This is a genomic window from Pseudomonas sp. NFIX49, assembly GCF_900115915.1.
Lineage (GTDB): Bacteria > Pseudomonadota > Gammaproteobacteria > Pseudomonadales > Pseudomonadaceae > Aquipseudomonas > Aquipseudomonas pharyngis.
On the sequence record NZ_FOYE01000003.1, the window covers coordinates 793,492 to 812,330 of the forward strand.

The 18,839-nt window shown below is 61.0% G+C and carries 19 protein-coding genes; all 19 read right to left on the reverse strand.

Features of this window, described 5'->3' with window-relative positions; translation table 11 throughout:
• Positions 1–39: 39 nt before the first annotated feature.
• The 19 genes from fliM to BMZ46_RS11905 all read right to left on the reverse strand — a co-directional run bounded on the left by fliM (position 40) and on the right by BMZ46_RS11905 (position 18,790).
• Complete coding sequence (fliM, locus tag BMZ46_RS11815; protein WP_003222890.1) at positions 40–1,008, reverse strand: flagellar motor switch protein FliM; 969 nt, start codon at positions 1,006–1,008, stop codon at positions 40–42.
• Between the two features lie 9 nt (positions 1,009–1,017).
• Complete coding sequence (gene fliL, locus BMZ46_RS11820; protein WP_039765603.1) at positions 1,018–1,521, reverse strand: flagellar basal body-associated protein FliL; 504 nt, start codon at positions 1,519–1,521, stop codon at positions 1,018–1,020.
• Between the two features lie 312 nt (positions 1,522–1,833).
• Positions 1,834–3,201, reverse strand: coding sequence for a flagellar hook-length control protein FliK (locus BMZ46_RS11825; RefSeq protein WP_074687539.1), 1,368 nt, complete (start codon positions 3,199–3,201; stop codon positions 1,834–1,836).
• A gap of 105 nt (positions 3,202–3,306) precedes the next feature.
• A complete protein-coding gene (locus tag BMZ46_RS11830) occupies positions 3,307–3,654 on the reverse strand; it encodes an Hpt domain-containing protein (protein ID WP_007951942.1) in 348 nt (115 codons plus the stop codon).
• Between the two features lie 30 nt (positions 3,655–3,684).
• On the reverse strand, positions 3,685–5,388 hold the full coding sequence (locus tag BMZ46_RS11835; protein ID WP_074687538.1) for an ATP-binding SpoIIE family protein phosphatase: 1,704 nt from the start codon (positions 5,386–5,388) through the stop codon (positions 3,685–3,687).
• Positions 5,389–5,393: 5 nt separating this feature from the next.
• A complete protein-coding gene (locus BMZ46_RS11840) occupies positions 5,394–5,699 on the reverse strand; it encodes an STAS domain-containing protein (RefSeq protein ID WP_039765597.1) in 306 nt (101 codons plus the stop codon).
• 101 nt (positions 5,700–5,800) lie between these two features.
• Positions 5,801–6,250 (reverse strand): flagellar export protein FliJ, encoded by a 450-nt coding sequence (gene fliJ, locus BMZ46_RS11845; protein WP_011333052.1) that lies wholly within the window; start codon positions 6,248–6,250, stop codon positions 5,801–5,803.
• A 6-nt stretch (positions 6,251–6,256) separates the two neighbouring features.
• Positions 6,257–7,615, reverse strand: coding sequence for a flagellar protein export ATPase FliI (gene fliI, locus BMZ46_RS11850; protein ID WP_039765593.1), 1,359 nt, complete (start codon positions 7,613–7,615; stop codon positions 6,257–6,259).
• Entirely contained in the window at positions 7,605–8,411 is an 807-nt protein-coding gene (gene fliH / locus BMZ46_RS11855; RefSeq protein WP_074687537.1) for a flagellar assembly protein FliH, read from the reverse strand. The genes fliI and fliH overlap by 11 nt, the downstream gene beginning before the upstream one ends.
• A 4-nt stretch (positions 8,412–8,415) precedes the next feature.
• On the reverse strand, positions 8,416–9,435 hold the full coding sequence (fliG, locus tag BMZ46_RS11860; RefSeq protein WP_007958288.1) for a flagellar motor switch protein FliG: 1,020 nt from the start codon (positions 9,433–9,435) through the stop codon (positions 8,416–8,418).
• On the reverse strand, positions 9,428–11,215 hold the full coding sequence (fliF, locus tag BMZ46_RS11865) for a flagellar basal-body MS-ring/collar protein FliF (protein ID WP_007958290.1): 1,788 nt from the start codon (positions 11,213–11,215) through the stop codon (positions 9,428–9,430). Before fliF ends, fliG begins: the two co-directional genes overlap by 8 nt.
• Before the next feature lie 15 nt (positions 11,216–11,230).
• Positions 11,231–11,560 (reverse strand): flagellar hook-basal body complex protein FliE, encoded by a 330-nt coding sequence (gene fliE, locus BMZ46_RS11870; RefSeq protein ID WP_011333048.1) that lies wholly within the window; start codon positions 11,558–11,560, stop codon positions 11,231–11,233.
• Between the two features lie 127 nt (positions 11,561–11,687).
• Positions 11,688–13,079, reverse strand: a complete 1,392-nt coding sequence (locus tag BMZ46_RS11875) for a sigma-54-dependent transcriptional regulator (protein WP_074687536.1) — start codon at positions 13,077–13,079, stop codon at positions 11,688–11,690.
• A 5-nt stretch (positions 13,080–13,084) separates the two neighbouring features.
• Positions 13,085–14,296 (reverse strand): sensor histidine kinase, encoded by a 1,212-nt coding sequence (locus BMZ46_RS11880; RefSeq protein WP_039765586.1) that lies wholly within the window; start codon positions 14,294–14,296, stop codon positions 13,085–13,087.
• A 110-nt stretch (positions 14,297–14,406) separates the two neighbouring features.
• The gene (locus tag BMZ46_RS11885) at positions 14,407–15,882 is read right to left on the reverse strand and encodes a sigma-54 dependent transcriptional regulator (protein ID WP_039765583.1); all 1,476 of its coding nucleotides are present in this window, start codon (positions 15,880–15,882) and stop codon (positions 14,407–14,409) included.
• 172 nt (positions 15,883–16,054) lie between these two features.
• Positions 16,055–16,351 carry a flagellar protein FliT gene (locus tag BMZ46_RS11890; RefSeq protein WP_039765621.1) on the reverse strand — a complete coding sequence of 99 codons (297 nt, stop codon included), beginning with the start codon at positions 16,349–16,351 and terminating at the stop codon, positions 16,055–16,057.
• Between the two features lie 10 nt (positions 16,352–16,361).
• Positions 16,362–16,760: a flagellar export chaperone FliS gene (fliS, locus tag BMZ46_RS11895; protein ID WP_007958302.1), complete on the reverse strand. Its 399-nt coding sequence runs from the start codon at positions 16,758–16,760 to the stop codon at positions 16,362–16,364.
• A gap of 129 nt (positions 16,761–16,889) precedes the next feature.
• A complete protein-coding gene (gene fliD / locus BMZ46_RS11900) occupies positions 16,890–18,353 on the reverse strand; it encodes a flagellar filament capping protein FliD (RefSeq protein WP_074687535.1) in 1,464 nt (487 codons plus the stop codon).
• Between the two features lie 80 nt (positions 18,354–18,433).
• Positions 18,434–18,790 (reverse strand): flagellar protein FlaG, encoded by a 357-nt coding sequence (locus tag BMZ46_RS11905; protein ID WP_039765579.1) that lies wholly within the window; start codon positions 18,788–18,790, stop codon positions 18,434–18,436.
• Positions 18,791–18,839 lie beyond the last annotated feature (49 nt).

Below are 18,839 nucleotides of genomic sequence, written 5' to 3' on the forward strand. Positions count from 1 at the left end.
AAAAAACCGGTAAAAGAATCAGGGAGTGAGGGCGCCGTTTCAGCGGCGCTCGATCGGCTCGATCACTTGCAACGCGAGGTTGCCTTTGTGCGAGCCCATCTTGACCTTGAAGGCCGGCACGCCGTTGGCGCGCATGATCATGTCTTCCGGCATCTCGACCGGAATCACGTCACCCGGCTGCATGTGCAGGATGTCGCGCAGCTTCAACTGGCGGCGGGCCACGGTGGCACCGATCGGCACGTCGACGTCGAGCACGTCCTGGCGCAGGGCATTGACCCAGCGTTCGTCCTGGTCGTCGAGGTCCGACTGGAAACCGGCGTCGAGCATTTCGCGCACCGGCTCGATCATCGAGTACGGCATGGTCACGTGCAGATCGCCGCCGCCGCCGTCGAGTTCGATGTGGAACGTGGAGACCACGATCGCTTCGCTCGGGCCGACGATGTTGGCCATGGCCGGGTTCACTTCCGAGTTGATGTACTCGAAGTTGACTTCCATGATCGCCTGCCAGGCTTCCTTCAAATCGACGAACGCCTGCTCCAGCACCATGCGCACCACGCGCAGTTCGGTCGGGGTGAATTCACGCCCTTCGATCTTGGCGTGACGGCCGTCGCCGCCGAAGAAGTTGTCCACCAGTTTGAACACCAGTTTGGCGTCGAGGATGAACAGCGCGGTGCCGCGCAGGGGTTTGATCTTGACCAGGTTGAGGCTGGTCGGCACGTACAGCGAGTGCACGTATTCGCCGAACTTCATCACCTGTACGCCACCGACGGCAACGTCCGCCGAGCGGCGCAGCATGTTGAACATGCTGATGCGGGTGTAGCGGGCAAAACGCTCGTTGATCATTTCCAGAGTCGGCATGCGTCCACGGACGATGCGATCCTGGCTGGTCAGGTCGTAGCTTTTGACACTGCCGGGTTCGGCAGCGTTATCGGTCTGTACCAGACCATCGTCGACGCCATGCAACAGCGCGTCGATTTCATCCTGGGACAGCAGATCCTGCACGGCCATGTCGTGTTCCTACTGCAGTACGAAATTAGTGAAAAGCAACTGTTCGATCACCACTTTGCCCAGCTCTTTCTGCGCCACTTCCTGGACGCTGGCTGTGGCCTTCTGGCGCAACATCTCTTGACCGACCGGGGTCGCCAGCGTGGCGAAATCCTGACCGGAGAAGAGCATCACCAGGTTGTTGCGGATCACCGGCATGTGCACTTTGAGCGCTTCCAGATCAGCCTGGTTGCGCGCCAGCATGGTGATGCTCACCTGCATGTAGCGCTGACGGCCGTTCTGGTTGTAGTTGGCCACGAAGGCCGGCGCCATGGGCTCGAAAATCGCCGGTTGCTTGCCGACCGGGGCCGCTTCGGCGGTCGCCGCAGGCTTGCTCTGGGCACTGTGCATGAAGAACCAGGTCGCCCCCACAGATGCACCGATGGCCAGCAGCAACCCGAGCACGATCGCAATGATCATCTTGAGTTTGCCTTTGGTTGCGGGGTCTTTTACTGCTGCAGCTTCGCTCTTCGCCATGCCAATAATCCGTCACTAATCGGGTTTTCACAGTCGCACGGCAAGGCAAGAGCAAGTGTTATGCCAGAAGTGTAGGTAGTAGCGGAGACAACGCTGAAGTCAAAAGCAACCCTCACCCCAGCCCTCTCCCGGAGGGAGAGGGAGCCGATCGAGTTGTCTTGTTGTGATATATCGACCTGAGGCACCGAGTCGACTTGGATTCAGCCCAAACAATAAGGTTAGCGAGCATCTCAAGCATCCCCCAATCAGTTCCCTCTCCCTCCGGGCGGTCCGACGTTTCGGGAGGGCTAGGGTGAGGGGCTTTTGATTTGATCAGGCGTAGTAGTCGACGGCGCTGGAGCCGATCACGTGAGTGGCGGTGGCCGCCGCTTCAGCGACCGCCGCTGGCGTCAACTCTTCTTCAGCCGAATCCAGGCGACCGCCGGCAGCGCTGGTGCGACCACTCTGCCCCTGCTGCGCCTGTTCCTGGCCCTGGCCCTGGCCCTGCCAACCACGATTCTGGTCGGACACGTTGACGTCGACCTGCCCCATGCCTTGCTGGTTGAACATGTCGCGCAGGCGGTGCATCTGACCGTCGAGGGCTTCACGCACGCTCGGATGCGCGCTCATGAAGGTCACTTGGGTCTGCTGGTCCGGCACCATGTTCACCCGGATATCCAGACGCCCAAGCTCCGCAGGCTGCAATTGGATGTCGGCGGCCTTCAGGTTATTGCTCGACAGGTACATGACCCGGTTGACCACTTCTTCGGTCCAGCCGTTCTGGTGCATGGCAATCGGTTGGTTCACCGGCACCGCGTTGGCGGTTTTCGGCGTGGCCGCCTGGGTCAGCGCCGCCAGACGGTTGGCGAAATCATCCACGCGGGTGTCGCTGGTGGCGGTCTTCAGGTCCTTCAGGCCGTCATCGATCAAACCGCTGAACGCCTTCTCGCCGCCCTGGCTGGTGCTGTCCTTGTCAGCCTGCACATCCAGCATGCTGGCCATACCGGCAGCGAAGTTCTGCGCCGAGGTCAACTCACCGTCGGCCTGCGCCTGGGCCGGGGTGGCCTTGGGCTGGGACTGGCTGGAAGCGGAAATGTGACCGCTCTGCTCCATAGCCAGGCGCACGGCGGGAAGCGAATCCAGCGGATCCGCCTCGGGGTCGAAGGCCGGGTCAGTGGCCGGCGCCGGATCCTTGACCATTCCTGGCAATGCCGCCACGGCAGGTTTGTCGGTTTCCGGTTGCGCAGCTGTCTCGACGACCGACGTGTCCACCACCGGTGCCGTGACGACGGGCTCCACCGCCGCCACCAGTGCCGGGTCCACCGGCGCCGTTTCGGCAACGGGGGCCGGCGCTGTTTCAGCCGTTTCGTCATCGGCCGTGGTCTTGTCGTCCGTTGCCGCCGTCGTCGGTTTGTCGGCGGGCAAGGCTTTGCCGCTATCGGCAACCGCCGGCGTCGGGGCGGCAGACTGATCCTTGCCGAGGTCTTTCTTGCCAGTGTTGTCGGCAACCTTGTCACGGGCAGGCTTGAGCGAATTGTCGACGGTCACCGAGGGCTTGTTCGCGCCCTGGTCGGCGAACACCTGAGCGAAGCTGGAGGCCTTGTCCCCGGGCTCTGCGGCCACTGCCGATGATTTGGCCGAGGCAGCTTGCGCCTTGGCCTGGGCGGCGGTCTGAAGAAGAATGTTGGGGCTTGCAGGCATGGCACGGTCTCCGCTGCACTGGGATCGTAGGTACAGTTGGGATAGATGACTGCAAGTGCCGGGCCAGTTTCGCCAGGAAACCTGCAAAACCGCCCGACGGCAGAATCAGTGCGTCAGCGAGCGCTGTCGCTCGGCGACATAAACGGGCCGCACATCCGCGAATTCGCTATGGATGTCGGCAACCAGTTTGATGATTTCAGAAGGGCTTTTGTCTTTGGCATGCTGTTCCAGCTCCTGGCACAGCACCGCAAGACGGGTCGCGCCCATGTTGCTGCTGCTGCCCTTGAAGCTGTGCGCAACGGAAGACAATGCGTCGGCATCGGCAGTCTGCTGCAACTCCCGCAGGCGATTTTCGGAATCGGCAAGAAAGGTATCCAGCAGTTCCGGATAGCTGTCTTCCATCACTTCCCGCAGCGCGCTCAGCGCCTCGTGGTCCACATGTGTATCAGCCACTTGTTCACTCCCTGATCAAGAATGCGCGGATTATGCCAGAGCCTCCCAGAAAAACTCCACGCGGGCACTGCGACCATCGTCTGACCAGCTGGCATTTCGGGCCAATTGCCGGACCAGACTGACACCGCGCCCCGACAGACGGACATCGTCGAGCGGCCGCTCCATCACGCGCGCGACGTCGAATCCCTGGCCGCTGTCTTCGACTCGCACCACTAGACAACCACCCTCGCCTTCCGGCCGCACCTGCAAATGCACCCGCACGTAACCGTCCTGCAGGGCCTCGAGGCGCGCATTGCGCTGCTCGTAATAATGGGCGAAGCCCGAGGCATCGCGCTTGAGGCTCGAGTCCAGGCCCAATACACCATGCTCCAGCGCATTGGAATAAAGCTCGGCCAGCACGCTGTACAGTGCGCCACTCTGCGCCCGCAATCCATGCACTTCCAGCAGCAACTGCAACAGGTAAGGCAACGGATTGAAGCGCTTGAGCGTGGCGCCGCGAAATTCGAAGCTCACTGACCAGTCCAGCGGACAGGACTGGCCGCTGTCGGAATACACCGGCGCCGATGGATTGATCTGCTCGGCCTCCAGCAGGCTGACTTCGACCATGCTCACATCGTCCCGGGCCTCACCGCGAAAGTCCTGCAACGCCTGCTCGATGTCCTCGAACAGCCGATCCGGCTGGCGATTGGCAGCGAACACCTGGTGCAGGCGCTCGACACCAAACAACTGATCGTTGGCATCGCAGGTGTCGATGACCCCGTCCGAGAGCAAGAACACCCGATCACCCACCGCCATCGGGTGAACCTCGGTGCGGTCATCGAAAGTCTGCGGGCTGAGCACCCCCAGCGGCAGGTGGCGTGCCGCCAGCGGCGTGCGCTCCCCGGTGGCGAGACAATGCAGATAGCCGTCGGGCATGCCGCCGTTCCAGACCTCCACCGAGCGCCGCTGAAAACTCAGGCACAACAGCGTCGCGCAGCAGAACATGTCCACCGGCAGGATGCGCTTGAGCTTGGCGTTCATTTCCCGCAGGGTCTCGGCCAGGCCGTAACCCTTGGCCGTCATGCCATAGAACACCTCGGCAAGCGGCATGGCGCCGACCGCCGCCGGCAAACCGTGACCGGTGAAATCACCGAGCAACACATGCATGTCGCCGGCCGGGGTGTACGCGGCCAACAACAGGTCGCCGTTGAACAGCGCATAGGGTGATTGCAGGTAACGGATGTTCGGTGCACTCAGGCAACCGGAATGCGCGACCTTGTCGAACACGGCCTTGGCGACCCGCTGCTCGTTGAGCAGATAGTCGTGGTGTTTGGCGATCAGATCGCGCTGCTGAAGAACCGTGGCCTGTAAACGTCGCAAGCGATCCATCGCCTTTATTTTGGCGGCGAGGATCACCTGGTTGTAAGGCTTCGCCAGAAAGTCGTCACCGCCGGCCTCAAGGCAACGGGCCAGGGCTTCACTTTCCGTCAGCGACGTGAGGAAGATGATCGGCACCAGGTTCTCACCCGCCAGCTTCTTGATCTGGCGTGCGGCTTCAAACCCGTCCATCACCGGCATCATGGCGTCCATCAATACCAGATGCGGCTTTTGCCGGATAAATGCCTCCACCGCCTCCTCACCATGGGTGGCCGTCAGCACCTCGTGCCCCTGGCGACGGACGATGGTCGACAACAACAGCCGGTCGGCGGCGCTGTCTTCGGCGATCAGGATCGTCAGCGGCTCTAGCGGCTGCATGGCCGTCAACTGATGTCGAACAATTTGTCGAAGTTGGAGATGGCGAGGATCTTGCGCACATCCGAATTGCTGTTGACCACCCGCACATCCGAGTCGTCACCGCCGGCGTGATCACGCAACAGAAGCAACATGCCCAGGGCCGAACTGTCGAGATAGGTGGCATCCTTGAGATCCACCACAATGGAGTCAGGCTTTTTAGTGAGCCGCTCGTAGGACTCGCGAAATTCCTGATGGCGACCGAAGTCGAATCGGCCCTTGACGGAAATCGTCAACTTTTGCCCATCCGCAGACACTTCTGTAACGACTGACATGTACTGGCTTCCTTGTCATTGACGAACCTGTACAAGGTGTAGCACTTGGAGGGGTCATGGGCAAGGCGCGATAGCGTCGGGATCTGTCAGAGATCGGCTCGTCAAAACGCCTCATGACGCGGCAAACGCTGGGACAACTCGTCCAGCAGCTTCTGTTCGCGCTTGTCTTCGGCGCGCTGCGCCTCATCACGATAACGTTGTACAAGTTTGCGCAGGCCCTCGACCCGGGCGAATGCCTGTTGCCAGGCGTCACGGGCCTTGTCCAGGTTGTTCTGGTGCCATTGCAGGCTCTGGCGCTGCTGATCGACGGCGGTGTCGAGTTGCGCCAGGAAGCCCTGAAAACCCAGCAGCCATTGGCCGGTCACGCCGGTGCTGCCGCGCACGATCCACTGCTGCGAATAATCCAGACGAAAGGCGTTGAGGTCGGCGAGTTTGCTCTCGGCGACTTTCACCTGCCCCTGAAAGTAGCCCAGGCGTTGCACGGCGGTTTTCTCGGCCTTCTCGGCCATGTCCACCACCGGCGCCAGACGCGCGGCTCGACTCAGGGCCATGACCGGTTACCCGCCGGCCGCCGGGGCGAAAATCGTTTCGAGGTACGCCTCGCTTTCACCCAGGCTGATTTTGTCGTTGAGCCCCTGACGCAGGTATCTGACCAGTTGCGGTTGCAGATTGATGGCAAGGTCTGTCTCGCGGTCACCGCCAGCAACATAGGCGCCGACGCTGATCAGGTCGCGACTCTGTTGATAGCGCGACCACAGCTGCTTGAAGTATTGCGCGCGCTGCATGTGTTCCGGCGCCACGACTGCGGGCATCACCCGGCTGATCGAGGCTTCGATATCGATGGCCGGGTAATGCCCTTCCTCGGCCAGCCGCCGGGACAGCACGATGTGCCCGTCGAGTACCCCCCGCGCGGAGTCGGCAATCGGGTCCTGCTGGTCATCGCCCTCGGACAGCACGGTATAGAACGCTGTGATCGAACCACCGCCCTTCTCCGCGTTACCGGCGCGCTCCACCAGTTTCGGCAGTTTGGCGAATACCGACGGCGGATAACCCTTGGTCGCCGGCGGCTCACCGATGGCCAGGGCGATTTCCCGCTGGGCCTGGGCGAAACGGGTCAGGGAATCCATCAGCAACAGGACGTTCTTGCCCTTGTCGCGGAAATATTCGGCGATCCGCGTGCAGTACATCGCCGCGCGCAGACGCATCAGCGGCGCGTCGTCCGCCGGCGACGCCACCACTACGGAGCGCTTGAGGCCTTCTTCACCGAGGATGTGCTCGATGAACTCTTTAACTTCTCGACCCCGCTCACCGATCAGGCCGACGACGATAATGTCGGCCTCGGTAAAGCGGGTCATCATGCCCAGCAGCACGGATTTACCGACACCGGTACCGGCGAACAGACCCAGACGCTGACCGCGACCGACCGTCAACAATCCGTTGATGCTACGGATGCCGACGTCCAGCGGTTCGCTGATCGGGTCTCGGTTGAGCGGGTTGATCGTCGGGCCGTCCATCGGCACCCAGTCTTCGGCCTTCATGCCGCCCTTGCCGTCCAGCGCCCGTCCGGCGCCGTCCAGCACGCGACCGAGCATGCTCATGCCCATCGGCAAGCGACCGGTGTCGGCCAGCGGCACCACGCGGGCGCCCGGGGCAATGCCGGCCACGCTGCCGACCGGCATCAGGAACACCTTGCTGCCGGAAAAGCCCATGACTTCGGCTTCCACCTGGGACGGGTGATAGGTGTCGTCGTTGATCACCATGCAGCGGGTGCCCATGGCGGCGCGCAGGCCTTCGGCTTCGAGCGTCAGGCCGACCATGCGCAGCAGGCGCCCTTCGAGAATCGGCGCACCGGCGATTTCGGTGGCCTCGGCGTAGGTGCTCAGGCGCTTGGCGAAGCTGGTGCGTTCAAGGCGCATCGGGGGCGTCCGCGAGCGGCTCTTCTGCGACCGGTGCCGGTTTCGGCGTTTCCGGCAAGTCCAGGCTCAGATCCGGCGCGGCCGGGTGCAGGGCCTGCTCATGCAACTGGTCGAACAGCTTGGACATGACCTGGCTGACGCGGGTTTCGATACTGGCGTCGATCCGGCTGTGGTCGGTCTCGACCCGGCAACCGCCCGGCAGCAGGGTTTCGTCCTCGACGATGCGCCAGGTTTCCTCATGACGTTCGCGCAGGGCTTTGACCTGCTCGAAATCCTGCGGATTGACGTACAGCCGCACATTGCCCACGCCCAGCGGCAACAGCTTGAGCGCGTCGCGCATGACGTGTTCGATCTGCGTCGAGTCGATGGCCAGTTCGCGCTGAATCACCTGTTTGGCGATGTGCTGCACGAGGTCGACCAGCGATTTTTCGATCTGGGTGTCTTGCTCGGCAATAGGCTCGAACAGGTGCGCCATCAGTTGCTCAAGGCTGTCGACCTTGGCCGTCAGGACCACTTCGGCGTCCTGACGCACCTTGAGGGTGGCGCTGTGAAAGCCTTCCTTTTCGCCGATGGCGAAGCCCTCGTTGTAGGCCTCCTGACGGATGCTTTCGAGCTCTTCGAGGGTCAGTGGCTGGACTTCCTCCAGCGGCACTTCTTCCATTTCCGGCGGTTCAGGCTCCGGTTCCGGCTCGGGCTCAGGCGCCGGCGGATCGAAGCTGGGCAAGGCCCAGGTATCGAAACCGCGGACGTCCCGGGCACGGATCAGGTCCGTCACATCGTCGTCATGCTTGTCCATGGGCTTAGATCATTTCCTCGCCGCCCTTGCCACCGAGCACGATTTCTCCGGCTTCGGCCATACGGCGGGCGATGGTGAGGATTTCCTTCTGCGCAGTCTCCACGTCGCTGACGCGCACCGGGCCCTTGGCCTCGAGGTCGTCGCGCAGCAGTTCGGCGGCACGCTTGGACATGTTCTTGAAAATCTTCTCCTTGACGCCTTCGTCCGACCCCTTGAGGGCCAGCACCAGCACATCGGAAGAGACTTCGCGCAACAGTGCCTGGATCCCGCGGTCGTCGACATCGGCCAGGTTGTTGAACACGAACATGAGGTCTTCGATCTGACCGGACAGGTCTTCGTCGACTTCGCGGATCGAGTCCATGAGCTGGCCTTCGATCGAGCTGTCGAGGAAGTTCATGATGTCCGCCGCCCGCTTGATGCCACCCAGGGTGGTGCGCGAAGCGTTCGAGTTGCCGGAGAACTGCTTCTCGAGGATCTGGTTCAATTCTTTCAGCGCGGCCGGCTGCACGGTGTTCAACGACGAGACGCGCAGGATGATGTCCAGACGCACCTTGTGGTCGAAGTTGCCCAGCACTTCACCGGCCTGATCCGGATCGAGGTACGCCACCACGATCGCCTGGATCTGTGGGTGCTCGTAACGGATCACGTCGGCAACGGCGCGCGGCTCCATCCATTTCAGGCTGTCGAGGCCACTGGTGTTGCCGCCCAGCAGAATGCGGTCGATCAGGCCGTTGGCCTTGTCTTCACCCAGGGCCTGGGTGAGCATTTTGCGCACGTAGTCGTCGGAGCCGACGCCCAGGCTGGTCTGGTCGCCGACGATGTCGACGAACTCGCTCATGACCTGCTCGACCTGCTCACGGTGAACGTTGCCCATCTGGGCCATGGCCACGCCAACCCGCTGAACCTCTTTGGGGCCCATGTGGCGCAGCACTTGTGCAGCATCGGTCGAACCCAGGGACAGCAGCAGAATCGCGGCTTTATCGACCCGGGACAGTTTGGCGACGGCGGCTCGGTTATCACTCATCTGCGTTAATCCACTCTTTCACGACCTGGGCCACACGACCCGGGTCTTCTGCCACCAGACTCTTGATTGCGTTCAACTGTGCGTCATAACCCTCGCTCGGGCTCGGCAGCAGAATGCTGGTCGGGCCGCCGAGGCTGACGCGATCGTTGGACAGTTCACCATCCAGACCGCCCATGCCACCGAGTTCCATGTCGCCGCCCAGACCGGCCAGCTCCTTGCTTTTGCCGCCACCGGTGATGTTGTTGAGCACCGGACGCAGCACGCCGAACACCAGCACCAGGATGAACAACACGCCCAGCACTTGTTTGACGATGTCCCAGAACCATGGCTGGGAGTAGAACGGAATGTCGGCGATCACTTCGCCGCGCTCGGCGGAGAACGGCATGTTGATCACGCTGACGCTGTCGCCACGGCTGGCGTCGAAGCCGACGGCGTCCTGTACCAGACGGGTGAAGCGCGCCAATTCGTCGGCGCTCCACGGCGCACGTGTGGTTTCACCGTTGGCCGGGTTGATTTTGACCTGATCGTCCACCACAACCGACACCGACAGGCGATTCAGGCGACCCTGCTGCTGTTTGGTGTGGCTGATGGAGCGGTCGAGCTCGAAGTTCTTGGTGGATTGTTGACGCTTGTCCGCCGGATACGGCGCGAGCATCGGCTGGCCGGTGGCCGGGTCCATGATCTGCTGACCGTTGGCATCAACCAGTGGCTGGCCTGGCTGCACCATGCTCGCCGGGGCGGCGGCGCCACCGGTGGTCTGCGGCGCCGAAGCCGGCGAAGGTGGCTGGTTGCTCAAGGCACCCGGCACACCTTGCGGGCCATTGCTGGCAGTGCGTTGTTCGTTGACCGACTGTTCGCTGCGCAGGGCCGGTTGATCCGGGTTGAACTGCTCGGCGGTCGATTCGACGGCACTGAAATCGACGTCAGCCGAGACTTCAGCCTTGTAGCGATCGTTGCCCAGTACCGGTTGCAGAATGTTGTGCACACGCTGGGTGAGCATGCTTTCCATGCGGCGGCTGTAGTCGAACTGCTTGCCGGCCATGGTCATTTCGGAGTTTTCCGCCTGATCCGACAGCAGGTTGCCCTTCTGGTCGACGACGGTGATCTGCGATTTGCTCAGCTCGGGAACGGAGGTGGCCACCAGATTGATGATGGCGACGACCTGGCCTGGCTCCAGCGAACGACCGGAGTACAGCTCGACCAGTACCGAAGCGCTTGGCTTGCGCTCGTCACGGACGAACACCGAACTTTTCGGGATCGCCAGGTGAACGCGCGCGCCCTTGACGTTGTTCAGGCTGGAAATGGTGCGGGCCAGTTCGCCTTCCAGGCCGCGACGATAACGGGTCGCTTCCATGAACTGGCTGGTGCCCAGACCCTGTTCCTTGTCGAGGATTTCAAAACCGATGTTGCCGTCGCTGGGAGTGACACCAGCGGCCGCGAGCTTGAGCCGCGCACGGGACAGGTCATCGGCCTTGACCAGCAAGGCACCGGAATTCGGTTCGACGGTGTAGGGAATGTCGGCGGAGGCCAGGGTATCCATGACCTGCTTGGCGTCCATGCCGGCAAGGCTGCCGTACAGAGGCCGGTAGTCCGGTTGCTGCGACCACAGCACCACGGCAAAGCCAATCGCCACGCTCGCGGCCAGGCCGACCAACAGGCCCACCTGACGCAGCACGGTCATCTCGGAGAGGTTTTCCAGGAAGGACAGGCCGAACAACGGCGGTTTGCCGTCTATCGGGGTGGCCTTGGCCGGAACGTTATCGGCGACTGCTTCTGCCATGACTCAATCTCGTCCTTAAACCGGCATCTGCATGATGTCTTGATAAGCCTGAACCAGCTTGTTGCGCACCTGGGTCAGAGCCTGGAACGACACGCTGGCCTTTTGCGAGGCAATCATCACGTCCGTCAGATCGACGCCGCTCTTGCCGATCTCGAACGCGTTGGCCAATTGGCTCGACGCCTGCTGGGTATCGTTCACTTTGTTGATGGCTTGACCGAGCATGTCGGAAAAGTTGCTGCCTGCCACTTCCGGGACAGCGGAAGTCGATTTCGGCTTCGACATGGCGTCCATTTGCATGGCCTTCATGTCCATCATCAACCGATTAAATTCAATACCTTGGCTCATGGTCTACTCTCTTGGGCGGCCCGCAATTTTTTGACACTCACTCGGCGGGTACTCAGGTGTTAGCAACAACGGTGCCAGCTCATGGCACCGCTTTCAGAAAAGCCGTTTCAAACGTTTGCGCAACCGGTCAGGTGGCGAACAGGTAGCCTTCGACATCCATGCCCGCATCGCGCATTTGCGCCAGTTTGTAACGCAGGGTGCGCGGGCTGATGCCGAGTTTTTCCGCGGCCTCCTTGCGCCGACCGCGCTCGGTACGCAGGGTGTCGATGATCATCTGGAACTCGCGCCGACGCAGGTCATCGCCCAGCGCACCGGCCGAATCGGCCTCGATTTCGACTTCACGAATGACCGGCGTTGCCGGAACGGCCGCCGGCAATGGAGCGAATAACGCAGGCCCGGAGAGACAGAAATCCTGCGGCTGGATCAAGCCGCCCTGCTGCAGAATCAAGGCCCGCTGGACCGCGTTATCCAGCTCGCGCACGTTGCCCGGCCACGGATAACCGATCAGGCACGCTTGCGCCTCGGGCGAGAACTTCGCCGTCGCATGCTTCATTTTATTGACGTGTTTGGCCAACAGACGCTCGGCCAGCGGCAGGATATCGGCGGTGCGCTCGCGCAACGGACGCCAGGCCAACGGAAATACCGAAAGACGGTAATAGAGGTCTTCACGGAACCGCCCCGCCGCCACTTCACCGGCCAGATTACGGTTGGTGGTCGCCACCACGCGAATATCGAGGGTGATCGGCTTGCGTGCACCGACCCGCTCCACTTCCCGCTCTTGCAACACGCGCAGCAGTTTGGCTTGCAGACCCAGGGGCATTTCGGAAATTTCATCGAGCAGAATGGTGCCGCCGTCCGCCTGTTCGAACTTGCCGGCCTGGGCCGCGATGGCGCCGGTGAACGAGCCCTTTTCGTGACCGAACAGGGTGGCTTCGAGCATGTTGTCGGGGATCGCCGCGCAGTTGATTGCAATGAACGGCTGGCTGGCGCGATGGGATTGCTGGTGGATGTAGCGTGCCAGCACTTCCTTGCCGGTGCCGGACTCGCCGGAAATCAGCACAGTGGAATCGCTGCGCGCGACTCGCGCCGCCAGATCCAGCAATTGAGCACTGGCGGGCTCGACCGCGACCGGGCCTTCGGTATCACTGACGCCAAGGCTGCCCAAGGCGTGACGCGCCACCAGATCCAGCAGAGCCTTGGGTTCGAACGGCTTGACCAGATAATCCGCCGCGCCTTGACGCATCGCATCGACTGCGCGCTCGACCGCACCATGGGCGGTCATCAGCAGCACCGGCAATTGCGGTTGTCGCGCGCGCAGCAGGCCGAGCAATTGATGGCCGTCCATACCCGGCATGTTGACGTCGCTGACCACCAGACTGAACGCTTCGCGCTCGACGGCGCTCAGCGCCTCTTCGGCCGAACCCACTGCGTGATAGTCGTGACCGGCCAGCAGCAGCGTATCGGCCAGCGCTTCGCGCAACGAGCGGTCGTCTTCGACCAGCAGAACCTTGATGCCCATGACCTTCACTCAGCTCCCTGAACAGCAGAAAACAACGGCAGGATGACCTGCGCGCACGTACCGCGCCCGACCCGCGAACGCAGCTGCAATTCTCCCTGATGCGCACGCGCCACGGCCTTGACCACGGTCAGTCCCAGGCCGGTCCCGGTGACTTTGGTGGTGAAAAACGGCTCACCCAGCCGCGCCAGCACCGCCGCATCAATACCGCTGCCGCTGTCGCTGACACACAAACGCAAGGTGTTGTCGCGGGTATAGCAATGCACCTTCAGACGCACCTCACCGGCACTCGCCTGAATCGCGTTTTCAATCAGATTGAGCAGCGCCCCGACCAGCGTGTCGCGATTGCAAAGCAACTCGCCGGCATGGCTGTCGCATTGCCAGCGGATCGGCAGATCCTGCACATGGGTCAGCGCCGCGGCCTGCAACGACTGCATCAAGGCATTCGGTGTGACACGATCGGTCAGCGGCAGCTCGCCACGGGCGAAGACCAGCATGTCGCGCACCTGATGCTCCAGCTCGTGCAGACGCTCCTTGAGGCGACCGGCAAAACGCTGCTGGGTCGCGACCGGCAGTTCCTGCTCGGTCAAATGACTGGCGTACAGCAACGCGGCGGACAACGGTGTGCGGATCTGATGAGCCAGCGACGCGACCATCCGCCCCAGGGACGACAGGCGCTCGTGGCGCGCCAGCTGATCCTGCAAGTGACGGGTTTCAGTCAGGTCGTTGAGCAGCACCAACTGCCCCGGCTCGGCATCCAGCGAGCGGGTGGCAATCGACAGGCGTCGACCGTTTTTCAAGGAAATTTCGTGACCGTCGTCTTCGCGGGGCGCGAAGCAACGGGTGATGACATGGCGCCACAGCTCGCCTTCCAGCGGCAGACCGAGCAATTCGATGGCGGCAGGGTTGGCCTCGCACACAATGCCGTGGCCGTCGATGACGATGACGCCACCGGGCAACAGGTCGAGGAGGTTTTGCAGACGGTTGGCCAGGCGTTCTTTTTCCGCCAGTTCCTGCATGCGCTGGGCACTGACCACGGCCAGCTCGCCCTTGAGCTCGGTGACCCGGGCTTCGAGCATGCTGTAGGAGTCGGTCAACTGGCTGGACATCTGGTTGAACAGGGCGAATGCCTGCTCAAGCCCCTGGCGGCTCGCCTGCTCTACGGACGGCAGTTGCCCCGAGGACTCGGGAACAGAAGACATCTGGGAGGCTTGGGGCATTGTGTTTTCTCGCTTGGCTGACCGTCAGTGAAACGGAACGTTGCGAGGGACATAGCAATACCCGTGCCTAAAAAAAACCACTTATAAATGAAGCAGTTGAAAAACAGGCGTCAATCATCCGCCTGTTCATCACCTTCACGACGGCTCATGCCGTACTTGCGCATCTTCTCCACCAGCGTGGTGCGGCGAATGCGCAGACGCTCGGCCGCACGCGCCACGATGCCGTTGGCATCGTCCAGCGCCTGCTGGATCAGGCCCTGCTCCAGACCACCGAGGTAGTCCTTCAGGTCGAGACCTTCCGGCGGCAACAGGGCGTTGGCGCTGAAGTCCGGCGTATGGCCGTTGATCGCCACGCGCTCTTCCAGATCGCTGCGCAGGCTGTCGACCATTTGCTCGTCTTCGTCGTCGACATAGCGGAATTTCTTCGGCAACTCGACCACGCCGATCACCCCGTACGGGTGCATGATCGCCATGCGCTCCACCAGGTTGGCCAGTTCGCGAACGTTGCCTGGCCAGCCATGGCGGCACAAGGACATGATTGCGGCGGAGTTGAAGCGGATCGAACCGCGCTTCTCGTGCTCCATGCGCGAGATCAGCTCGTTCATCAGCAACGGAATGTCTTCGACGCGCTCACGCAGCGGCGCCATCTCGATCGGGAACACGTTCAGGCGATAGTAGAGGTCTTCGCGGAAGGTGCCGATCTCGATCATGCTTTCGAGATTCTTGTGGGTCGCGGCGATGATGCGCACGTCGACGCTCTGGGTCTTGTTGCTGCCCACGCGCTCGAAGGTACGTTCCTGCAGCACGCGCAGCAGCTTGACCTGCATCGGCAGCGGCATGTCGCCGATTTCATCGAGGAACAGCGTACCGCCGTTGGCCAGCTCGAAGCGGCCGGCACGGCTGGTGATCGCGCCGGTGAAGGCGCCCTTCTCGTGACCGAACAATTCGCTTTCCAGCAACTCGGCCGGGATCGCCCCGCAGTTGACCGGTACGAACGGCGCGTCGCGGCGCTTGGAGTGGTAATGCAGGTTGCGTGCAACCACTTCCTTGCCAGTACCGGACTCGCCGAGGATCAGAACGCTGGCGTCGGTGTCGGCCACTTGCTGCATCATCTGACGCACATGCTGGATCGCGCGGCTGGTGCCGACCAGGCTGCGGAACAGGTTGGGTTCGCGATGACGGCCGCGCTCGCGGGCCTGGTCGTACATCTCGCGATAGACCTGGGCACGGTGCAGGGAGTCCAGCAGTTTGCTGTAGCTCGGCGGCATTTCGAGGGTCGAAAGCACCCGGCGGCGTTGGTCTTCGGGCAGGTCCACCGAAGAATTATCGCCCATCAGCAAAACCGGAAGGAACTCATCCCAGGTTGAGAGTGTCTTTAGCAAGCCCAAAAGCGCACCAGGAGCATTGACCGTCCCGATCAGTACGCAAATGACCTCACGACTAGACGACAAAGAGCCGACTGCCTGCTGCCAGTCATGGCTTCCGCAGGGTAAATTTTCTTCGCCAAGAAAATTTAAGATCACCGCCAGGTCGCGGCGGCGGACGCTATCGTCATCGATCAGCAGAATTTTGGTTTCACGCCACATGCAATAGCAACTTCCCTAGTCAACTCAATGCCCAAAATGAGGGGCAAGCGAGACGCTTGCAGGACACCTTGTGCCTGTAGACGCCTGAAATCTGAAAACAGCCACTAGTTAAGTCAAAAAACCGTGCACAGTCAAATTTATGGCGCACATGTCTGGATTAACTGAGGGTTAATTAACCAAACAGATGGTAAACCTTTGCCGCGTTCTGCGCTTGGGTGATCTGCGACATCTCGTCGACTATCGCCTGACGCTCACCCATCGCCACTTCCAGAAGCTGCTTGTAGACATGCAGCAACTCCTCAAGATTATCGCGCAGCGCGACCTCGTCCACCGAAGCTTCACTCAAGACATCTTCCATGCAGGAACGGCAATCGAGGTCCAGTTGACCGATCGCCTCCCAATTGCGCTCGGCCAGGGCTCCGACCAAGGCTACTCGGGTTTCTTCAATTCGCTGCAAAACAAGACTCATGGTGATCTCCTCAGAACTGCGGAGCGGGCGCAGGTGCGATCGCATCCCAGCCTTCCTTGACGGTGCTCAGCAAGCCGGCAACCTCATCAAGAATGCGCGGATCGCTGCTGATGTTCGCCTCGGCGAGGCGCTTCATCATGTAGATGTAAAGACCGTCCAGATCAGCCAGCGTATCCGCGGAATTTTCCAGATCCAGGCCTTCGCGCAGTCCGCTGACGATGCCGATGGCCTTGCTGATCGACGTGCACTTGGCAGGAATATCCTTGCGCTCGATCGCACCTTTGGCCTGAGCGATACGGTCCAGGCCGCCTTCCATCAGCATTTGCACCAGGCGATGAGGGCTCGCTTCAGATGTCTGAGCGTGCGCGCCTACTTTCTGGTATTGCCGAAGGGCTAACATCGGATTCATGTTCTACCTCATTTGCCACAATGACTCGTATGAACAGTGTATCGCCAGCGAGTCGAAAAACTTTAGACCACAAGACAAAAACCCGGCGCACGCTCGAAAGCGTAGCCGGTTTTTTGTCGCTCTTGCATGTTACTTCGCGGATTGCTGAGCGTTGAGCGAGGCGAAGAACGACGTGATGTTGCTCGCCGTAGACTTCATCTGACCTACCAGCAAGTCCATGGCGTTGTATTTTGCAGTCAACGTCTTGGTCAGGTTGGCAACACGCAGATCGAGCGCCAGTTGCTGACTGGTCAGGCTCTTGGTGTTGTTGTTCAGGATGGCCATGCGCTGATCAAGCAAGCCCGTGGCGGTAGGAAGACTACCGGCAGGAGGCTTCAGGTACGGATCCACCGCCTTGCTCATGCGCGCCAACAGACCGTTGGTGTCGTTGGTACCCGTAAACATCTGCTGGACCTGACCGGTCATGCCCGGCGTGGACATGGTCTTGTTGAATGCAACGGTGTCGAATGTCAGGTTACCGGTGAGCTTGTCAGTCATCACGCCCAATTGCGACAGGTAGGCCATCGGACCGGTGCTGGTCCCGCTCGGCATGGTCAATTGGCTACGGATATCGGCAATCAGCGAACGCGGCAGGGAGTCACCGGTAAAAGCCGCCTGAACAGTCAGCTTGCCATCTTCATCCGGCGTCGCCTTGGACAGGGTGTCGATGGTGGTCTTCAACGTGTTGTAGGCATCGACGAAAGCCTGGACAGACGTCTGCAGACCTTTGGTGTTCGTGTCGACGCTCACCACAACAGGCGTGCCTTGCGGATTCGGGACAGTCAGCAGGTTCAACGACAAACCACTGATGGCGCCGGTCACCGTGTTGCTCTTGCTGGTCACTGTCAGCCCATCGATGGTCAGCGATGCATCTTTGGCGAGCCCGTTGACCGCTCCGGAATCACCCGCCGCCGGAGTGGCACCCATTGTTTTGGTGCCATCGATTTCCAGACCGGCAATGCCGCTCACGCTCAAGTCAGAGCCTGCGCCAGTCTTGCTCGAACTGATCACCAGGCGCGAGGCACCGGTGCTGTCCGTCACGATGTTGGCAGAGATACCATTGACACCCTGAGCCGTGTTGATGGCATCACGAGTGCTCTGCAGGGTCGCATTGGCCGGGATCGTGACATTGTAATCAGTGCCATTCTGACTGATTTTCAGGGTACCACTCGGAATGGCACTGGCAGCACCGCCGGCAAAGGATGCACTGGCTACTTTCGAGCCGGTGGCCAGATTATTCACAACAACACTGTAAGTACCCGAGACCGCGGTGTTATCCGAAGTAGCGCCCAGAACAGTTGGATTACCCGAAGTCGCCGTGTAACCGGCAAACGCTGGGTTCGTCTTGCTGCCCAGGTTGGTCATCGCGGTCTGGAATGCCGTCAGCGCACTCTTCAGCGTACCTACACCGGAAATCTTCAGCGTGTTGGTTTTCGTCGCATTGTCGATCTGCGTCTGCTTCGGCGACTTGTCGGCGTTGACCAGCGCAGTAACGATCGCACCGATGTCCAGGCCGGAACCCAGGCCAGAACCCGGTAAAATTGGACTTGCCATGTGCATCTCCCTTGGGTTGTTGCCAGTCTTTTGACCAATACCTGCGTCTAAAGAACTTCAAACACTATTCATGCCAGCTATCAGACCTTGGCGTCGAACAACACGTGACTTGCGTTGGCGAGGCTGTCTGCCAGCTTGAGGGCTTCTGCGGAAGGGATCTGTCGTACGACCTCGCCCGTCTCGCTTGCGATCACCTTGACGATGACCTTGCCGGAATGCTCGTCGATCGAGAACTCCAGATTGCGCTTGATCGACTGAACGAACTTCTCGATCTCCTGCACCGCCAGCTTCAGCTTGGTCTCATCTGACTCCTGACTCTTTTTCGAGGCAGGAACAGCATCAACGGTCTGAGGCTTGGTTTCCGACGGCTTGTCGGCAACGGTATTGACTGGCTTGGGAGCCGGATAAGACACGTTAAGCTTGACGCTCATGTCCATGCTCATCACCTCATAACGTAAAAAGCGAGAGAGCACGCAAGCGCACTCC